16 protein-coding genes and 1 tRNA gene are annotated in these 14,393 nt (G+C 59.8%); 8 read left to right on the top strand and 9 right to left on the bottom strand.

The window, feature by feature from the left end:
* Positions 1–81: 81 nt before the first annotated feature.
* Complete coding sequence (locus HMPREF1255_RS09135; RefSeq protein WP_024111645.1) at positions 82–2,259, bottom strand: transglycosylase domain-containing protein; 2,178 nt, start codon at positions 2,257–2,259, stop codon at positions 82–84.
* The gene (locus tag HMPREF1255_RS09130; RefSeq protein WP_024111648.1) at positions 2,252–2,668 is read right to left on the bottom strand and encodes a DUF5318 family protein; all 417 of its coding nucleotides are present in this window, start codon (positions 2,666–2,668) and stop codon (positions 2,252–2,254) included. The genes HMPREF1255_RS09135 and HMPREF1255_RS09130 overlap by 8 nt, the downstream gene beginning before the upstream one ends.
* Positions 2,669–2,785: 117 nt before the next feature.
* Here HMPREF1255_RS09130 and HMPREF1255_RS09125 point away from each other — a divergent pair.
* Positions 2,786–2,858 (top strand) — tRNA-Ala (locus HMPREF1255_RS09125).
* A gap of 95 nt (positions 2,859–2,953) precedes the next feature.
* On the opposite strand, the gene HMPREF1255_RS09120 is transcribed toward HMPREF1255_RS09125, so the two are convergent.
* A complete protein-coding gene (locus HMPREF1255_RS09120) occupies positions 2,954–3,316 on the bottom strand; it encodes a hypothetical protein (protein ID WP_016454904.1) in 363 nt (120 codons plus the stop codon).
* Between the two features lie 10 nt (positions 3,317–3,326).
* The gene (locus HMPREF1255_RS09115) at positions 3,327–3,776 is read right to left on the bottom strand and encodes an HIT family protein (protein ID WP_024111668.1); all 450 of its coding nucleotides are present in this window, start codon (positions 3,774–3,776) and stop codon (positions 3,327–3,329) included.
* A 127-nt stretch (positions 3,777–3,903) separates the two neighbouring features.
* Between HMPREF1255_RS09115 and HMPREF1255_RS10105 the strand changes: the two genes are divergently transcribed.
* Positions 3,904–4,032 carry a DLW-39 family protein gene (locus tag HMPREF1255_RS10105; protein WP_231376291.1) on the top strand — a complete coding sequence of 43 codons (129 nt, stop codon included), beginning with the start codon at positions 3,904–3,906 and terminating at the stop codon, positions 4,030–4,032.
* On the opposite strand, the gene HMPREF1255_RS09110 is transcribed toward HMPREF1255_RS10105, so the two are convergent.
* Positions 4,033–5,805, bottom strand: a complete 1,773-nt coding sequence (locus HMPREF1255_RS09110; protein WP_155948529.1) for a hypothetical protein — start codon at positions 5,803–5,805, stop codon at positions 4,033–4,035.
* Between the two features lie 111 nt (positions 5,806–5,916).
* Between HMPREF1255_RS09110 and HMPREF1255_RS09105 the strand changes: the two genes are divergently transcribed.
* The 6 genes from HMPREF1255_RS09105 (at position 5,917) to HMPREF1255_RS09085 (ending at position 10,823) form a co-directional block, all read left to right on the top strand.
* Positions 5,917–7,125 (top strand): sensor histidine kinase, encoded by a 1,209-nt coding sequence (locus HMPREF1255_RS09105; protein ID WP_024111651.1) that lies wholly within the window; start codon positions 5,917–5,919, stop codon positions 7,123–7,125.
* Between the two features lie 52 nt (positions 7,126–7,177).
* Complete coding sequence (locus tag HMPREF1255_RS09100; protein WP_016454908.1) at positions 7,178–7,849, top strand: response regulator transcription factor; 672 nt, start codon at positions 7,178–7,180, stop codon at positions 7,847–7,849.
* Positions 7,850–7,941: 92 nt separating this feature from the next.
* Positions 7,942–8,580 carry an RNA polymerase sigma factor gene (locus HMPREF1255_RS09095; protein ID WP_024111655.1) on the top strand — a complete coding sequence of 213 codons (639 nt, stop codon included), beginning with the start codon at positions 7,942–7,944 and terminating at the stop codon, positions 8,578–8,580.
* 2 nt (positions 8,581–8,582) lie between these two features.
* Positions 8,583–8,762 (top strand): hypothetical protein, encoded by a 180-nt coding sequence (locus HMPREF1255_RS09875; protein WP_155948527.1) that lies wholly within the window; start codon positions 8,583–8,585, stop codon positions 8,760–8,762.
* Between the two features lie 51 nt (positions 8,763–8,813).
* On the top strand, positions 8,814–9,485 hold the full coding sequence (locus HMPREF1255_RS09090; protein ID WP_024111683.1) for a GNAT family N-acetyltransferase: 672 nt from the start codon (positions 8,814–8,816) through the stop codon (positions 9,483–9,485).
* A 3-nt stretch (positions 9,486–9,488) separates the two neighbouring features.
* On the top strand, positions 9,489–10,823 hold the full coding sequence (locus HMPREF1255_RS09085) for an MFS transporter (RefSeq protein WP_024111667.1): 1,335 nt from the start codon (positions 9,489–9,491) through the stop codon (positions 10,821–10,823).
* Here HMPREF1255_RS09085 and HMPREF1255_RS09080 read toward each other — a convergent pair.
* Genes HMPREF1255_RS09080 through HMPREF1255_RS09065 form a run of 4 tightly spaced genes read right to left on the bottom strand, consistent with a single transcriptional unit; the run spans position 10,810 to position 14,319 of the window.
* Positions 10,810–13,377, bottom strand: coding sequence for a LysM peptidoglycan-binding domain-containing protein (locus HMPREF1255_RS09080; protein WP_024111646.1), 2,568 nt, complete (start codon positions 13,375–13,377; stop codon positions 10,810–10,812). The genes HMPREF1255_RS09085 and HMPREF1255_RS09080 overlap by 14 nt on opposite strands.
* Positions 13,365–13,760 (bottom strand): TadE family protein, encoded by a 396-nt coding sequence (locus HMPREF1255_RS09075; protein ID WP_016454913.1) that lies wholly within the window; start codon positions 13,758–13,760, stop codon positions 13,365–13,367. Before HMPREF1255_RS09075 ends, HMPREF1255_RS09080 begins: the two co-directional genes overlap by 13 nt.
* Before the next feature lies 1 nt (position 13,761).
* The gene (locus HMPREF1255_RS09070) at positions 13,762–14,115 is read right to left on the bottom strand and encodes a hypothetical protein (RefSeq protein WP_016454914.1); all 354 of its coding nucleotides are present in this window, start codon (positions 14,113–14,115) and stop codon (positions 13,762–13,764) included.
* On the bottom strand, positions 14,116–14,319 hold the full coding sequence (locus HMPREF1255_RS09065; protein ID WP_016454915.1) for a hypothetical protein: 204 nt from the start codon (positions 14,317–14,319) through the stop codon (positions 14,116–14,118).
* Positions 14,320–14,393: the final 74 nt, after the last annotated feature.

Below are 14,393 nucleotides of genomic sequence, written 5' to 3'. Positions count from 1 at the left end.
CCGGCGAAAACCACACCCCTCGACGACGGGCCCGCGGCCCAAGAGGGCCGCCTATGCGCTGGGTCAGGGACTCCCTTACCGTCACGGCTCTTCTGCCGGTTCAGGAACTTCCTGCACCCGGGTTTCGGTTGCCGCCGGAGCTGGCTGCAGAGTCTGAGTCTGACGCGGCTCAGGCTCTTGAGTCTCCACCGGCCGCTCGGTCTCCTCGGCTTCCTCTTCCTCCTGAGGCGCAGACGCTTCCGTGCTCGGAATATAGGTTGGGCCGATCGTCGGGCTGATGTTGCCCGGCGCGGGGAACTGCTCGTTGGGCATGTCAGCGAAAGCTTTAGCCATGTAACTCTGCCAAATCTGATGCGGATAAATCATTCCGTAGAAGCTAGCGCCAGCCGGCATGTAATCGTTCAGGTTCCCCTGCCCGTCCGGGCCACAAACCATCATCACTCCTGTGGCGATGCTGGGGCTGAAACCAACAGTCCAACCAGATCGGTTGGTAGCCTCAACCGCACCATCCTGACCGGCGTCAACACCCTCGGTACCAGTCTTATAAGCAACTGCTTGGCCGGCTAATGGCTCTCGCATCAGAGCAGAGATGGTGTCCCTAGCAACCGGATCTTCGATTGTCCGAGTCGAATTATCGTCAGCCTCATAAAGAACACTGCCGCTATGATCCTCAACCTTCTTGACGGTGTGAGGTGTAGCCCTCATACCCTGGTTAGCGATCGTAGAAAAACCTGCAGTGTTGTCTAGAACAGAGACCTCGCCCATGCCCAAAACAAGCCGGCCGCCCTGCTCCTTCCAGCTGGGGTGCTCTGGCACGCCGGCGTCAGTAGCTGCCCGGACCAATTCGTCGTAACCATTCGGGATCTGGTGCAGCATGTCGATAAACGGGGTGTTCAACGACAAGTTAGTGGCCTTCTTGAGCGTGACAGGGCCGTAGTTCGCTCCACCGTTGTTGTGCACCGGGACGGTATCGCCCTCCGGAGTGAACGTGTTACCACGCAGCACCGAGTTAAGCCCGAAGCCATTACGCAAACCAGCGATCACGCCATACGCCTTGAAAGTCGAGGCAGGATAACGCGGTGTGGTTGCCCAGTTTCTGGAATTTTGGACGAAATCCTTACCGCCGTAGAGCGCTATCACCTCGCCAGTCTTGACGTTAATAGAGACCACACCTGTGTGGAGATCATCCACGTTTGGCTTAACTTGGTTGCCGTTCTCGTCAGGCTTAGTCCTCGCCTTAGCCATTACTTCCTCGACGGTGGCATCAACCGCTGCCACAGCGTCCTTCTGACGCTGTTCGTTAAAGGTGGTGGTGATCTTCAGCCCGCCGCCGTTGATCTGCTCCTCGGTGAAGCCCTTAGCGCGCAGCTCCTCGGTTGCCATGTGCACCAGGAAGCCGTTGGGGCCGGAGTAGGTGTTCGGGGCGACGTAGTTCGGGATTTCCGGCAGGCCAGCGCTGGCCTCGTCGTGTTCCTCCTGAGAAATCGTGCCCATCTCCAGCATGCCGTCGAGCACGTACTGGTAGCGCTCGGCCAGGTTCTGGGCCTGAGCCTGGCCGCGCTGCGGATCATAATTACTTGGCGCGTTAATGACGGACGCCAACACGACGGACTGCGGAAGAGTCAGGTCTTTAGCGTCAACACCGAAGAACGCTTGCGCGGCAGCCTGGACGCCGTATGCGCCACGGCCGAAGTAGATGGTGTTCAGATAACCGGCCAGCACTGTCTCCTTCGACTCGGCCTGGTTCATCTTCATTGCGAGAGCAAGTTCTTTAAGCTTGCGGCTCAGCTTCTGCTCGCTGGTTAGGTAAAGAATCTTGATGTACTGCTGAGTGATGGTGGAACCGCCACCACTGATCTCGCGGTTTCGGATGATTCCGAACGCAGCACGGGCCATGCCAACAGGGTCGATGCCTTGGTTGGACCAGAAGCTGCGGTCCTCCGCAGCCACCACGGCGTCTTTCAGGTTATCCGGCATCTGGTCGTAGGCGATCGCTTCCCTGTTTTGGATAGCCAGCCTGCCAAGCTCGGTCTTCCCGTCGTCGTAGTAGAGCGTGGTGGTCTGGGTGGTGAATTCCTCGTTCGGGTTAGGCAACTCGACGGTGGCGTAGAACAACGCACCACCCAACCCAAGCAGCACCGCAAACGCAAGGATGACGACGAGAATCGTCTTGAAAACAGGGAATCTTTTTTTCTTGGCGCGCCGCGGCTTTTCAGGCTTGCCGCGCTTGGCTGCTTTCGGGCTATTTTTCTTAGCCATAGATATCCTCCACCGTTTGTTGGCGCCTCGGCGGCCTTCTCTTGATGCCGTCGCCTAACGAAAACGACTCGATCATGAAGTTCCATTTGCAGTCTGGGCAGACCTCGACCACACGAACTTTGAACTCGCCGAATTGAGTTTCCATTTCCGCTAATTCTGCCAGCGATTTAATCCGACCCGAAAATTGCCCCAGCTGATCGCCGAAAACGTAACGCAAAATTAGCAGGTGATCGCTGGCGCACACGGGGCAGGGCTCTTCGGCCTCGTCGCCGTGGTTTAGGGCGGACGTCACCAGCAGTGGCTGGGCGTCGCAAGGGTCGGGAAGCATGACGGATTCGGGCCCGCGCATCGACTCCAGAGTGTTTCGTCTGGCAAGCGCGTAACTGACCCGTTCCCGCTGCGTTTTCATGTGCATAAGCCTAACGCGCGCAACGCCAGTTTCCATCTGCAGGGGAAAATACGCTATAGTTCTTAAAGTTCCGTGACGCACGGAACGAAAAAATAGCCGCTCAGGCGGCATTCATAAGGGGCATTAACTCAGTTGGTAGAGTGCTAGCTTTGCAAGCTGGAAGTCATGGGTTCGAGTCCCATATGCTCCACAAATGTGGCTCCAAGATTTTCCTTGGAGCCACATTTATTTATGCCCAGCGGCTCGAACCCGAGAGGGCTTGCGCCACAAAATTCGTGATGAAAATTACGCCTCGCGAATCACGTTGGCTGCCTGTTTGAGCAGCAGCGCCTGCAGCGGAAGACGTCCATATGCGACGGCCTTCAGCGCGAGCGGTTTCTTGCGCCACAGGTACGCCATGTAGATGTTCGCCGGGAAGACGGCAAGGAACAGCAGTATCGCCGCTACCCCACCCAGCTTCCGCGTCTTCTTGGAGGCGATGAGGCCGGCAGTCGCCAGCTCGGCCACGCCGGAGCCAAGCGTGTAGTCCCTAGGCTTGCCGGGCAGGCCCGGCGGAATGATCTGGTCGAAAGGCTCCGGCTTCACGAAGTGAAGAACACCCATTCCAGCCAGCAGCGCGGTCAGCAGCTTTGCGTCTTTATTAGCCATGAGAAAAATTTTACTCGCCGCTCGCGCTGCCGAGCTTCGCCGGAACCTTATCGCCGTGGCCCTGCTCGACGAGCGCCATGCGGATGCGCTCGGTTGCCCTAGCCAGATCCTTCGGATCGGCGCTTTCTGCAGCGTTCGCCATCGACAGCTCGCCCTCGCCCCAAGCCGGCAAGACGTGCAGGTGGACGTGCGGGACATCAAAACCGGCGATCATCATAGTGGCGCGGGGAGCGTCGAAAGCCTTCTCCTGGGCGCGCCCGACAGCAGCCGCGACGCACATCAGGTGAGCGAGAGTGGCGTCGTCCAAATCTGTGAACTTGGCGACCTCTTTACGCGGCACAACAAGCATGTGGCCATCCGTGATGGGGTTGATGGAAGCGAAAACCACGCAGACGTCATCGGCCCAGGCGAAATTACCGGGCAGTTCGCCGTCGATTATCTTCGTAAAAACAGTGCTCATGAAGCCAAGCTTAAGACCCCAAAACGGCCGTCCCGGAAGTTATGCACAATTAATTTTCGACGGCACATGTTCCCAACCGCCACCGCGTCGGTAACAATCTTTGGGCAATCAGGCTACATTTGGCTTCATGAGTCGACGTCTCCTAGCCTTCCTATCGGTTGTTGGCCTAGCCATCAGTGCCGTCATTTTCGCCTCCAGGCGACGACGCGCTTACGAGGCCGCGCTTTGGAGCTCCGCGACAGACCCACTGCCATGACTAGGTGTCGAAACGTTCAAGGCGGTCCCAGTCGAGCACTAGCTTGTGTGCGCCCGCGGCAACCTCGATGCGTCTTGGCAGCCGGGCGGTGGCGACTGACCCGCAGTTATAACGATCGTAATCAGTATCGAAATCGCGGCCATTAAAAGTGAACGCACCCCGCCAAGTCAACGAGTAATCGGCAAACGGTGTGGAAAGCCACAGCGTGCCGTCAGTCAACTCGATCTGATACGAGCGCAGATGCCGAATGAACTCGGCTAGGGAACCAAATTCCTCCTCGTCGACGAGCACCACCACGTAACCAGTGAGAATTCCTCGCTGGACGAACTCGTCGCCGCCGACTTGCTCGAAATTGTTAGTGCCCAAAATGCCGATGAAGGCGTTGCCCTTTCGGCCGGCAACCCAGTGCGGGCCGATTCGCGCCTGATCAAATTGGACGAATGGGAAGTGGAAGTGCGTGTAGTATTTCCGCTTACCCTCCATGAACCCGTGCCGGCCGCGCAGATCCTGGATGCCAAGAAGCACATTGCCCTGCTGGGCGAGATCGGGATTGATGCCGTTATCCGCCCACCGGCTGATGAACTTCCTGCCCTTCGATTTGGCCGCTGGATGGTTGCCGAACACATTCACCCCGCCGCGCAGTCGGGCGTGCCAAAGGTGTTGTTCGCCGCCGAACTCGCCGGGGCGATAACGCTGAGCGCTGCTCAGTTGATAGTTGCGGGTGGCGAACGTCGTGACGTTTCCGCGCTGAATGGCCTTGCCCGCCATGAATGGGTTCATCAGATGCTGCACGGACGTCACCGCGAACTTGGGCAGCCAGCTGAACGCCTTAATCGGGCGCAGAATGCGGTTTCCGCGCACCTTAATTCCGCGAGCAAGAAGCATCGAATGTTTGATGGACCTGCGATTCACGATTGCCTGCATCCCCCACCAGAAGCGGGCGATGTCCAACTTCGATGTTCTCGGATAGTCCGGGTGGCGTTTCAGCTCGCCAAGAACTTCGTCGACGTTCAGGCCCTGCGAAATCTCAGTCCGACGCTCTTCCTCGTGGGTTCCGATGTACGCAATCGCCTCGGGCACTCGGTAGCGCATTCGGGTGATGAATACGCTCGAGATCTTACCCAGATCCACTTCGACGTCCGAGGTGCCGAAAGCAGAAGCCATGACAGCGGCCATCGGAGAATTCTGCGGGCGAAGTAGATATTCATCTTCTGCACGGGCGCAAGCGACGGCTAGATTCCCCTCGAAAGAATGCAGCGCCGCGTCCAAAATGAGCAGATCGAGAACCATTTCGGAACGTTTCCTGATGCTCTCGTTGTTTGAGTGATCTACCAGCATGGTCAGCGCACCCACACACCTAGACATGGGCGCGGGCGAAAGCCACTCGCTGAAACCAAAGCGGAACCTGTCGGAGAGCCAAACCTGAATTCGTGAGGCAGCCGCTAAGAGGTGTTCCTCGGCCAACCTGGAATCAGTAAACCGCTCACCGGCAAAAGTCTGCGCGGAGATAAACTGTGCGACGCTAAATGTGAGCTGCCGGTTCTCCGTCCAAGTGGTCAACTGGTCGTTGCCCTGGGCATAGAAATTGAACCTGAACCCAAGCACACAATCGCGAACTACGCGCATTAGTTCTTCGGGCAGCTCTGCGGTCAAATAGGCGCGCAGCAACAGCAGGAGATCGATGTCGCAGCCGGCCCGACGGACGTTGACCCTGGAGACGAGCTTCAGAATGTAGGCCTTATCGAGACCGCGCTCCCCAAAGGGCGGTGGCACCAGCGCACAACTACCCACGCGACTGACCTTTCTTGCTTGCTTGAGTCTCGCTACTAATAATTCTGCAACTTGTTCGCTCTTTTTTCGGCCAATGGAGTTTAATTTTATGGTGTGGCAACAGATAACTCGGCTTCCTCGCTAACCCGGACCAAGTATCCGACCCTCCTAGACGCGGTCTTGACGATAGTCCTGGTGTTCGCGACCAGCTTCTGGGGAGACCTCTGGGGCAATCGCGGTGAATCGCCTAGTTACCTGGCTTCCGTGGTCACTTCAATCGGCATGACGAGTTCGTTGTTCTTCAGACGCTCCCAGCCGTGGCTGATGCTGGCGCTCATCTGCGCATTCGGCGGCACCCAACTGATTCTGGTGCCGCACCCCACTTGGGCGCTGGCGGCAGTGCCGATCGCCAGCTACTCGATGGCGCGGATGGTGCAAGGCATCGCGGCAAGGTGGCTGCCGCTGATCTGCGGGCTGGGAGCCGTCATCGGCCCGCTTCGCTGGACGGCAGGAATTTCTGAAAAAAGCGAAAAAATCGAGTCCACCGTCGCGTTGATTCTGCTGTGCCTGGCGTGGATCGTCATCCCCTATCTGCTTGGCAGACGAGACCAAGAAACCGCGGTCGCGGAGCTTGAGCGCGCGGAGGGCGCCAGGAAGCGCTACGAATCAGAGGTGGCCAGGCAGGCGGAGGCCGAACGCGCCACCGAGACGCGCGTGCGAAACGAGATCGCCCGCGAGCTGCACGACATCGTCGCCCACTCGCTTTCGGTGATCGTAGTGCAGGCCGAAGGCGGCAAAGCGCTTGCCAAAAAGCACCCGGACAAGGCCGTCGACGTCCTCGAAACCATCGGCGAAACCGGACGCGAGGCACTCGTCGAGATGCGGCGAATCGTGGGCGTGCTGCGCAACGGAAATGACGCGGAATACGCGCCCAGCCCCGGCCTGGCAGACATCGGCGACCTGGTGAAGCGGGCCGGTTCGAGGGTGACGCTAACCGAGCGCGGCACCCGTCCGACACTCTCGGCGGCCGTCGGGCTGACCATCTATAGGGTGACTCAAGAGGCGCTGACCAACGTCATGAAGCACTCCGGCTCCGACGCTAGAGTTTCTGTCGGGCTGCGCTACGAACCCAGCAAGGTGGAGGTCTCCATTTACGACGATGGCGGCGAGGACAAAGCCCGCCCGGCCGAAGTCAGCGGTACCGGATACGGCATCCGCGGAATGCGCGAGAGGGTGCAGGCCGTGGGCGGCAAACTCAATGCCGGGCCTCTCGGCGCGGGTTGGCTAGTGCAAGCGGTAATTCCGGTTAACCGAAAAGGCTAGAACTTTGCTGGCCGTTTAAGGCCATAATGAATTAGGTAACTCAAGGAGCGATATGACCGAAAACGAACCAAACAAGCTCGCAGTGATGCTTGTCGACGACCAGGCCCTCGTGCGCAGCGGTTTCAGGATGCTGATCGACGCCGAAGACGACATGGAAGTTGTGGCCGAGGCGTCCGACGGCAACGAGGCCCTCGACGTGCTGGCCAAGCAGAAAGTCGACGTCGTGCTCATGGATATTCGGATGCCCGGCCTAGATGGGGTCGAGACCACTAAGCGAATCGTCGAGAAGAAGATTCCGGCCAAGGTGCTGGTGCTGACCACCTTCGACCTCGATGAATACGTGTTTAGCGCGCTCAAGTCTGGCGCGTCGGGCTTCATGCTCAAGGACGCCCACCCAATCGACCTACTCAACGCCATCCGTGCGGTCAGCGCCGGCGATTCGGTGGTTGCCCCCAGCGCCACCCGCAGGCTGCTCGACCACGTCGTGCCCAACCTGCCCAGCTCGCCGGAAGATCACTCCGAGCGCTTGGACGTGCTCACCGACCGCGAGCGCGAGGTGCTGGCAGAGATCGCGAAGGGCGCCACCAACTCCGAGATCGCTTCCACCCTGTTCATGGCAGAGGGCACGGTCAAGACCCACGTGGGACGCCTACTTTCCAAGCTGAAGGCTCGCGACCGGGTTCAGCTCGTACTGATCGCCCTAGAGGCCGGAATCGGCCGCTAATAAATAACCGGACAACACCTATAGCCTTCGGGCAACATCACCACACGAAGAGACAACCCTAGTGGCAACACCGCCAGGGTTGTCTCTTTTGCATGAGCATCGCCACCAAACTTAACCAGCAATGGCACGCAATCGCCGATAACGAACTCGACCCGCAGGTCCTCGGGCAACGCATCCCTGCCTGGCAAGCGCTTGAGCTTTGCGCACACGATGACGTGGTCGCACGGCTGTTGCGGGCCGCCCAAGATGGCGACGAGTTGAGCGGTTTTGTGGTTCTCTACGCCACACTGCCCCGACTAAAAATGCTTGCCCGGGCGCATAATCGCTACTACCTTGACGACTTTGTTGCCGACTTTTGGCTTCGCATGATGAGTTTCCCACAAACTCGGATGCGCAAAAACATCGTCGTCAATCTGGCCCTGGACACGCTGAAAAGGCTCAACAGGTCCGGGGCGAAATCGAGCAGGGAATTGCTGGTCGAGAAAGTGCCGATTAGGGATGTTCACAAAAATTCGACAGCCGAAGTAATCAACCTAATCGCAACCGGAAAAGCATTAGGCATAGTCAGCGCGTCGACGGCGGGGGTTTTGGAGACGGTCTACGCCCGCGGATACAGCTGTTCCCAGGCCGCAAGAATCCACAACATCTCGCACGACGCGGTTCGCAGCCGCTGCAGCCAGGCCGCCAGAAAACTTCGGCTGCACGCGCCACAACTGCTGGCAGCAGCCTAAAAATGGCGCAGAAATATACCCAACTGCTGGAAGAAATTTTAGAAAACGCAAAATATCAATGCCGCGGTCGTACTCAATTGGCGCAAGAACAAGCTTTTTTATATAGTCAATATCAGACGCCCAGGGGGTTGTTAGGGGTGACTAGCAGCCCCCTGGTGCTTTTTCATTTAACGGCAATTTAAGACGCCGATTCTTGTTTCCTTAACCGCCAAACAGGTGACTAACCTGTATGCATGCGTATTGATCGTGTCACCGACCCGGACGAGGCCCGTCAGATCCACCAAGAGCTCATCGATGTGAGCTTTCCTCCGGACGAAAAATCATCGGCGGACGTCTTCGTGGACGCCGTTATATCTGGGAGCACGCTGCTTTACGGAGCCCGTCACGAAGGAAGATGGGCCGGCGAAGTTTCGCTTGAGGTGCAAGACGAGAAAGACCTCGCCCTGATCTCTTGGCTATCCACCTCCGAACACGCCCGCGGCCACGGCCTCGGTGGCAAACTTCTGCAGACCGCGATCGACGAAGGCACCAAACTGGGCGCCAAGTGGCTGATCGGGGAAATCGAGAACCCGGCGACGCCGCCCACGTCCGTCGCCCACGGCGATCCTGCCGCCCGCAGCCTCTTCTACGCCAGGCGAGGCGCCAAGGCACTGATGCTCGACTACCTACAGCCCCCGATCGAACCGGGCAAAAACGCGATGGACATGTTGCTGATCGTTTTCTCACAGCAGCCACTGCCCGCGGCTTTACCCGCCAAGCCGCTGAGCCGCTTCTTGAAGGACTATGTCGGCGGATACGAACCCACCTGGAACCGCCTGGAGGCGGGGCTTCGTGGCGACGAAGTGGAGCTTGTCGACCTCGACCAGGACGCGTTCGACAAGTCGCGGCTGGCAAGCAGAAAGTAGTTCATGGATTTCCTTCGCCGACTGCAGCATCTGATGCGCAGGCCGCTGTTTCGTCGAATCGTAATACTTCGTCTTTTCAGCCAGGGCGGCGATTCGATGATCCAGGTGGGCATGGCCAGCTACGTGCTGTTCAACCCGCAGTCCCAAGCCTCTGGGCCAGCAATCGCCGCTGTTTTAGCCATCACGATGCTGCCGTTCAGCGTCGTCGGGCCATTCTTGTCCGAGCTGCTAGATAGATTCAGCAGACAGCGGATAACGATCGTCTGCGACGCCTCGCGAATCGTGCTCTGCGTCGCGATGGCGGTTGCGGTGGCCTCCGGCGCAACGGCGGGAGTCGGCCAGATATTGCTGATGATGCTGCTGCTATTCGCGCTCAGCATCAACCGGCTGCAGCTAGCCGGGCTATCCGCTGGACTGCCGTTCGCGATCGAAAAAGACGAATACGTCGAGGCGGTCAGCCTGATGCCCATGCTTGGCCCGATCGCTGCGGTGGCCGGCGGCGGCGCGGCTGCGATCGCCCGCATCACGGTCGGTAACGCCTGGGGAGCCAACCAGGCCGACGGCTTCCTCTTCTGCCTGGCGGCCGTCTGCTTCGCGGGAGCAGTCTGGCTTGCGCTAGGAATCGGCCGAAGAGAGCTGGGCCCCACCCACGCAAAGCTCGGGCCGGGCGCGCGGAGCGTGCTAAGCGGGCTTGTCGACGCGGGAAAAAATCTTTGGCAGACCCGCCCCGCGTTTTGGGCGATCGCCACGGTTTTCTTCGCCAGGATGTGCTGGGGAGCGCTGATCGTAACGGTCGTGCTGCTTTACCGCCATCATTTCCACGATTCGACCCAAGAGGCGGCCGCGATGGTGGACATGGCCGCCTGGTTCGGGCTCGCGGGCTTCGGTTTCGCACTATGCGGCGTGCTCGTCACCCCAGCCAGCAGAAGCTTCGGAATCCGCAAGACGGTGATCGGGCTGCTGCTTGCCTCCGCGCTGACGCTCGTGCTGCCCGCCGCTTGGCTCTCGCCAATCTCGTTGTTGTTCAGCGGCTTGCTCATCGGGCTGCTAGCGCAGAGCATCAAGGCGTGCGGAGACACCATCGTCCAGGCTCACACCACCGACCGCTATCGCGGGCGGGTCATGGTTATCTACGACATCTTCAACAACCTGGGCATCGTGGTCGGCGCATTGATAGCCGGATTCACGCTGCCCGCCGACGGGGTATCGACTGCGGCATTCTGGGCGATGATCTGTTGGTTCCTGGTCGTTGCGGCGATCTTCACCGTTGTCTCCGCTAAATCGCCCGAGACGTATGACCGAGGCACAACTCGCAGCCAATCTTCTAGATCGCTCTAGCCCTAGCCTGCCCCTCGACGGTTTGTTGCAGCAGTTCAACCGTCTCGTCCAGCAGATCAACGCCCAACAGACGCGCGTGCCGAGTGATGTGCAGGACTAACCTGTCGGCCTCGACGTCGTTGCCGGCCAGATGCTCGGTCTTTAGCCGCAGCCCAAGCAAAAGCTCGTCTTCGGGGACGGCCAACAGACCCTTGGCAGCCGCCCAGCGGGCCGTTTCGATGTCGCCGTGTTCCAGAGCTAACCGCCCGAGACGAAGCCCCGTGTCGCGAATCATGCTGGCCATCGCCACTCGCAGGGGTTCCGCCCAACTCCACTGGCCTGGGGCCGCGTCCGCAAGCGGTGCTCCACGAACCAGCTCCAGCGCCCGCCTAAGGACGGTCTCGGAAGCGCGATCCACACCACCCACCAGCATCGTCCTGAACTGTTCCCAGTCGGAAGAAACACCCGGGTGCAAACGGATGCGTCCCGAATACGCCTCTGGCAGGTACGGGTTGCCTTCCTCGTCGGAGCCGAGCCAGCTGCGCAGCCTAGACATATTGGAGCGGCGGGTGCCCTCGGCGACCAGCAGCGACCTGGTCATCTGAGCCGCGCTGGCTCCCGGGTGCTCGAGCAGCCAGGCGCAGTATTCCTGGCACTGTTTGAGCGCCCTCGGGGGTATTTTTCCACGAGCGGACTCTAGAGTGACGGGGCCGAGCATCAGAAGAATCGGGTTGGAATTATTCACTTGTGCCTCCTGATCGCGCTCTGTCTGACCAGCTAGTTCGGTTGTTTCGCGGCCCCACCACTCGGCCTGCTCGTATTCGGTGCTCGACGACTTCTCGAAGATCTCCGCCAGCCCGCGTCGAGCGGGGGCGCTGACTAGTTCCGGCGAGAAGACCCTGCCACCTGGCATCTTTGCGGTGGCGTCGGCGACCTGGAACATCGGGTGCTCGTTGCTTGCTTCACAGACCAGCACGCCAAGAGCGCAGCGTCGCAGATCCTCGGCGGCTGGCAGGTTGGACGGCATTTGTTCGAACACGTAAAGCCTTGGACGTAAAGAATCGGGCGACGAGGCTTCGCTTCGGCCTGCCAGATCGGCCATCAACATTCGATACGCCACCGCAGCATCGGCGGTCTGCAAGCTGGGCTCGTCCATGGTCGATAGCCAATCGAAGCCAGAGCCCGCCGAAACTATGTCCGCGTCTGGCTCTTCGCTTGCTGCGACGTAGAGCACGATGCCGGTGGCGAACGCATTCGCCCGCTCAGCGTCGCCCGAGATGGAGGTGATTCCAGCGTCAAAGAAGTCGTAGCTGATGGGCTTAGAATCGTCGGTCAGCTCGTGCCCGACATGTAGGCCATGCGCGTGGCTGGAAAGGATTCTCGCGGTTTCGTTGCACAGGCCACCGAGCGTCGAAATCGCGGATTCTAGCTCCCCGGCCGCATGTTCCGGGCGCCTGATTGCCCTGCCTAATGGTCGCTGCACCTGCTGGCGATTGCGACGACGATAGATTGCCGCAGAAAGCGTCGCTGCCAACGCCAAAGACACACCGGCCGAGGAACCGACAGCTGAGACGACGCTGGCCACGCTCGGGCCAACGTCTAACTGGTTGGCAACATCGAGCCTCGGAGACTCAAGAGAAAGCGACTTTTCCACCCGTGTCGGGCACGGCACGACGTCGGCTAGGGCGACCAGGTCGTCGGGCACCTCTTCAGCCGGAAGCTCCGGCGTAGCCTCCTCAACAGGCGTGGAATTTTGTTCCGCAGACTCCAGGGCATCGACTTGCTGTGCGTCTGGGATGCTCAGGCGCCAACCAGGCTTGATCAAGGCTGGATCTTTGATCAGATCGCTGTTTGCTGCCAAGATCTGGGGCCACTTGCTGGGATCTCCGAGCTGCTCACCCGCGATCGACCACAGGCTGTCGCCCTTCTCTACCTCCACCTCGCTGGACCAGCTCTCCTCGGCATCCTGCACAGAAGCCAGCGATACGGCGTGAGTTTCGTGCGGGATCAGCAGACGAGTTCCCGCGTCCAAAACCTGAGTCGGAGAGCCCAAAACTGTGTCGTTTAGCTCGGCGATTTCCCGCCAGCGCATGCCGTCACCCAGATGCTCCTCGGCCAAGGTCCAAAGATCGTCCCCGGCTGAAGTGGTGTAGCTCAACAGCTCGTCGTTTCGCTGCGCTTCTTCTTGCGCATGATTCGTCGCAGAAACGTCGGCCTGCTGAACTATTGCCGGAGCCTCAGGAACAGAATTGACCGCCGACGCACCCAGGCCCAGCAAGGCGGTGACCAGCAGCGCGCTGGAGGAAGAGAACACCCGAAGGCCGGGCACGCTCAACCGAACCTGACCGGCGGTTAGTGCCGAGACGAACTCGAAAACCAAACTGAGGCAGGCAGCTACCCACGCAAGCCAGGCGACGATGGTCAGCACGCCGACCGCCAAGTCCGGCACCGAGGCGAAAGTCGGCTGCAGCGAGCCCAGCGCGTCGAGGCGGCCTATCCTAACGAGCACTACCGGGGCCACGAAGACAATCGCGATCATCACCAGTGCGGCCCCGAGGGCCTTCAGCATTCGCATGTGCTGCTCCTAAAACTGTCTATCTTTTCCCTTGCGGTCTGGGTCAGCGTCAACCTAGGACCACCGATTTGGGTCATGTCGATCTGGCACGAGGCGCTCGCCCGCACAAACCCGTCCGCAGAATCCGTCCACACCTTCAGGTTCCGGCACGAGGAACCGGACGTCGCCAGGTCTGACTCCACCACCTGACGCACGCGGGGATCCACGCAGCTAGCGCACTGCCCAGAGGCCGCGCGGGCACCGGCCGAGACGGCGTCGGCAAGCTGCGCCTTCGCCCAATAGAGCCTGGCCCCAATGATGATCAGACAGACCACAAGGAATATCGCAGGCAAGATCACTGCAGCCTCCACGCTGGCCATGCCCCTGATATCTTTGCTGTTCATCTCAAAATTCTTTCGGCCGGAAGGCCTGCGCTTCGACCCTAGAAAGTGGCCCTGGCAGCGGCGAATTCGTGGTGGCGATGAGCTCGAACCGAACGCTGGAGGGGTTTTCGTCGAACCTAATTTCGACGTCCTTCAGCCCAGCTCGGTCCGCCAACCGTTTGGCGACCTCGACGCCCTGACGGCAATCGCCATACACGGCAGCCGCGCGCTCGGCGCCGGCCATCGCTGCCTGCTGGGCCGCACTTTTTGCGTGCGCGTGCACCCCAGCGGCGATGGCAAGCAGGATTACGCCCATGACCAACGGGGCGAGCACAGCCCAGCTGACCGATTGGCTCATCCCGCGTTCGTCGCCCATCTACCCCTCTGCTCCCAGCGTCGCCAGCTTGCCCTTCACGTAGACGCCGACGATTGCGATCACCGCGGCGGCCAACGCGACTGCACCCGTGAGCAGCACCGCGTTCTCCGTCGACTGCGAGAGCCCTCGCTCGTCGCGCCTGACCGGAGCCTTCGCCTGAACGTAGAGCCCGATTGCCTTGTCCCTGAGCCTGATCAATTGCATATTTTCTTTTCCTTCTGCCGAGCCGCAAGCAGGATGCCGCGGGCTATTTATTTTTCCGTATTAAAAATGTGGTT

Origin of the sequence: Propionimicrobium sp. BV2F7 (assembly GCF_000510445.1) — a bacterium.
Lineage (GTDB): Bacteria > Actinomycetota > Actinomycetes > Propionibacteriales > Propionibacteriaceae > Propionimicrobium > Propionimicrobium lymphophilum.
The sequence above is the reverse complement of the archived record's forward strand: the minus strand, read 5'-3'. Positions and strand labels throughout refer to the sequence as shown.

Excerpts from the sequence above, each read along its gene's own strand:
- HMPREF1255_RS09135 (WP_024111645.1), bottom strand. The coding sequence starts at position 2,259 with ATGGCTAAGAAAAATAGCCCGAAAGCAGCCAAGCGCGGCAAGCCTGAA.
- HMPREF1255_RS09130 (WP_024111648.1), bottom strand. The coding sequence starts at position 2,668 with ATGAAAACGCAGCGGGAACGGGTCAGTTACGCGCTTGCCAGACGAAAC.
- HMPREF1255_RS09120 (WP_016454904.1), bottom strand. The coding sequence starts at position 3,316 with ATGGCTAATAAAGACGCAAAGCTGCTGACCGCGCTGCTGGCTGGAATG.
- HMPREF1255_RS09115 (WP_024111668.1), bottom strand. The coding sequence starts at position 3,776 with ATGAGCACTGTTTTTACGAAGATAATCGACGGCGAACTGCCCGGTAAT.
- HMPREF1255_RS10105 (WP_231376291.1), top strand. The coding sequence starts at position 3,904 with ATGAGTCGACGTCTCCTAGCCTTCCTATCGGTTGTTGGCCTAGCCATC.
- HMPREF1255_RS09100 (WP_016454908.1), top strand. The coding sequence starts at position 7,178 with ATGACCGAAAACGAACCAAACAAGCTCGCAGTGATGCTTGTCGACGAC.
- HMPREF1255_RS09095 (WP_024111655.1), top strand. The coding sequence starts at position 7,942 with ATGAGCATCGCCACCAAACTTAACCAGCAATGGCACGCAATCGCCGAT.
- HMPREF1255_RS09875 (WP_155948527.1), top strand. The coding sequence starts at position 8,583 with ATGGCGCAGAAATATACCCAACTGCTGGAAGAAATTTTAGAAAACGCA.
- HMPREF1255_RS09090 (WP_024111683.1), top strand. The coding sequence starts at position 8,814 with ATGCGTATTGATCGTGTCACCGACCCGGACGAGGCCCGTCAGATCCAC.
- HMPREF1255_RS09085 (WP_024111667.1), top strand. The coding sequence starts at position 9,489 with ATGGATTTCCTTCGCCGACTGCAGCATCTGATGCGCAGGCCGCTGTTT.
- HMPREF1255_RS09080 (WP_024111646.1), bottom strand. The coding sequence starts at position 13,377 with ATGCGAATGCTGAAGGCCCTCGGGGCCGCACTGGTGATGATCGCGATT.
- HMPREF1255_RS09075 (WP_016454913.1), bottom strand. The coding sequence starts at position 13,760 with ATGAACAGCAAAGATATCAGGGGCATGGCCAGCGTGGAGGCTGCAGTG.
- HMPREF1255_RS09070 (WP_016454914.1), bottom strand. The coding sequence starts at position 14,115 with ATGGGCGACGAACGCGGGATGAGCCAATCGGTCAGCTGGGCTGTGCTC.
- HMPREF1255_RS09065 (WP_016454915.1), bottom strand. The coding sequence starts at position 14,319 with ATGCAATTGATCAGGCTCAGGGACAAGGCAATCGGGCTCTACGTTCAG.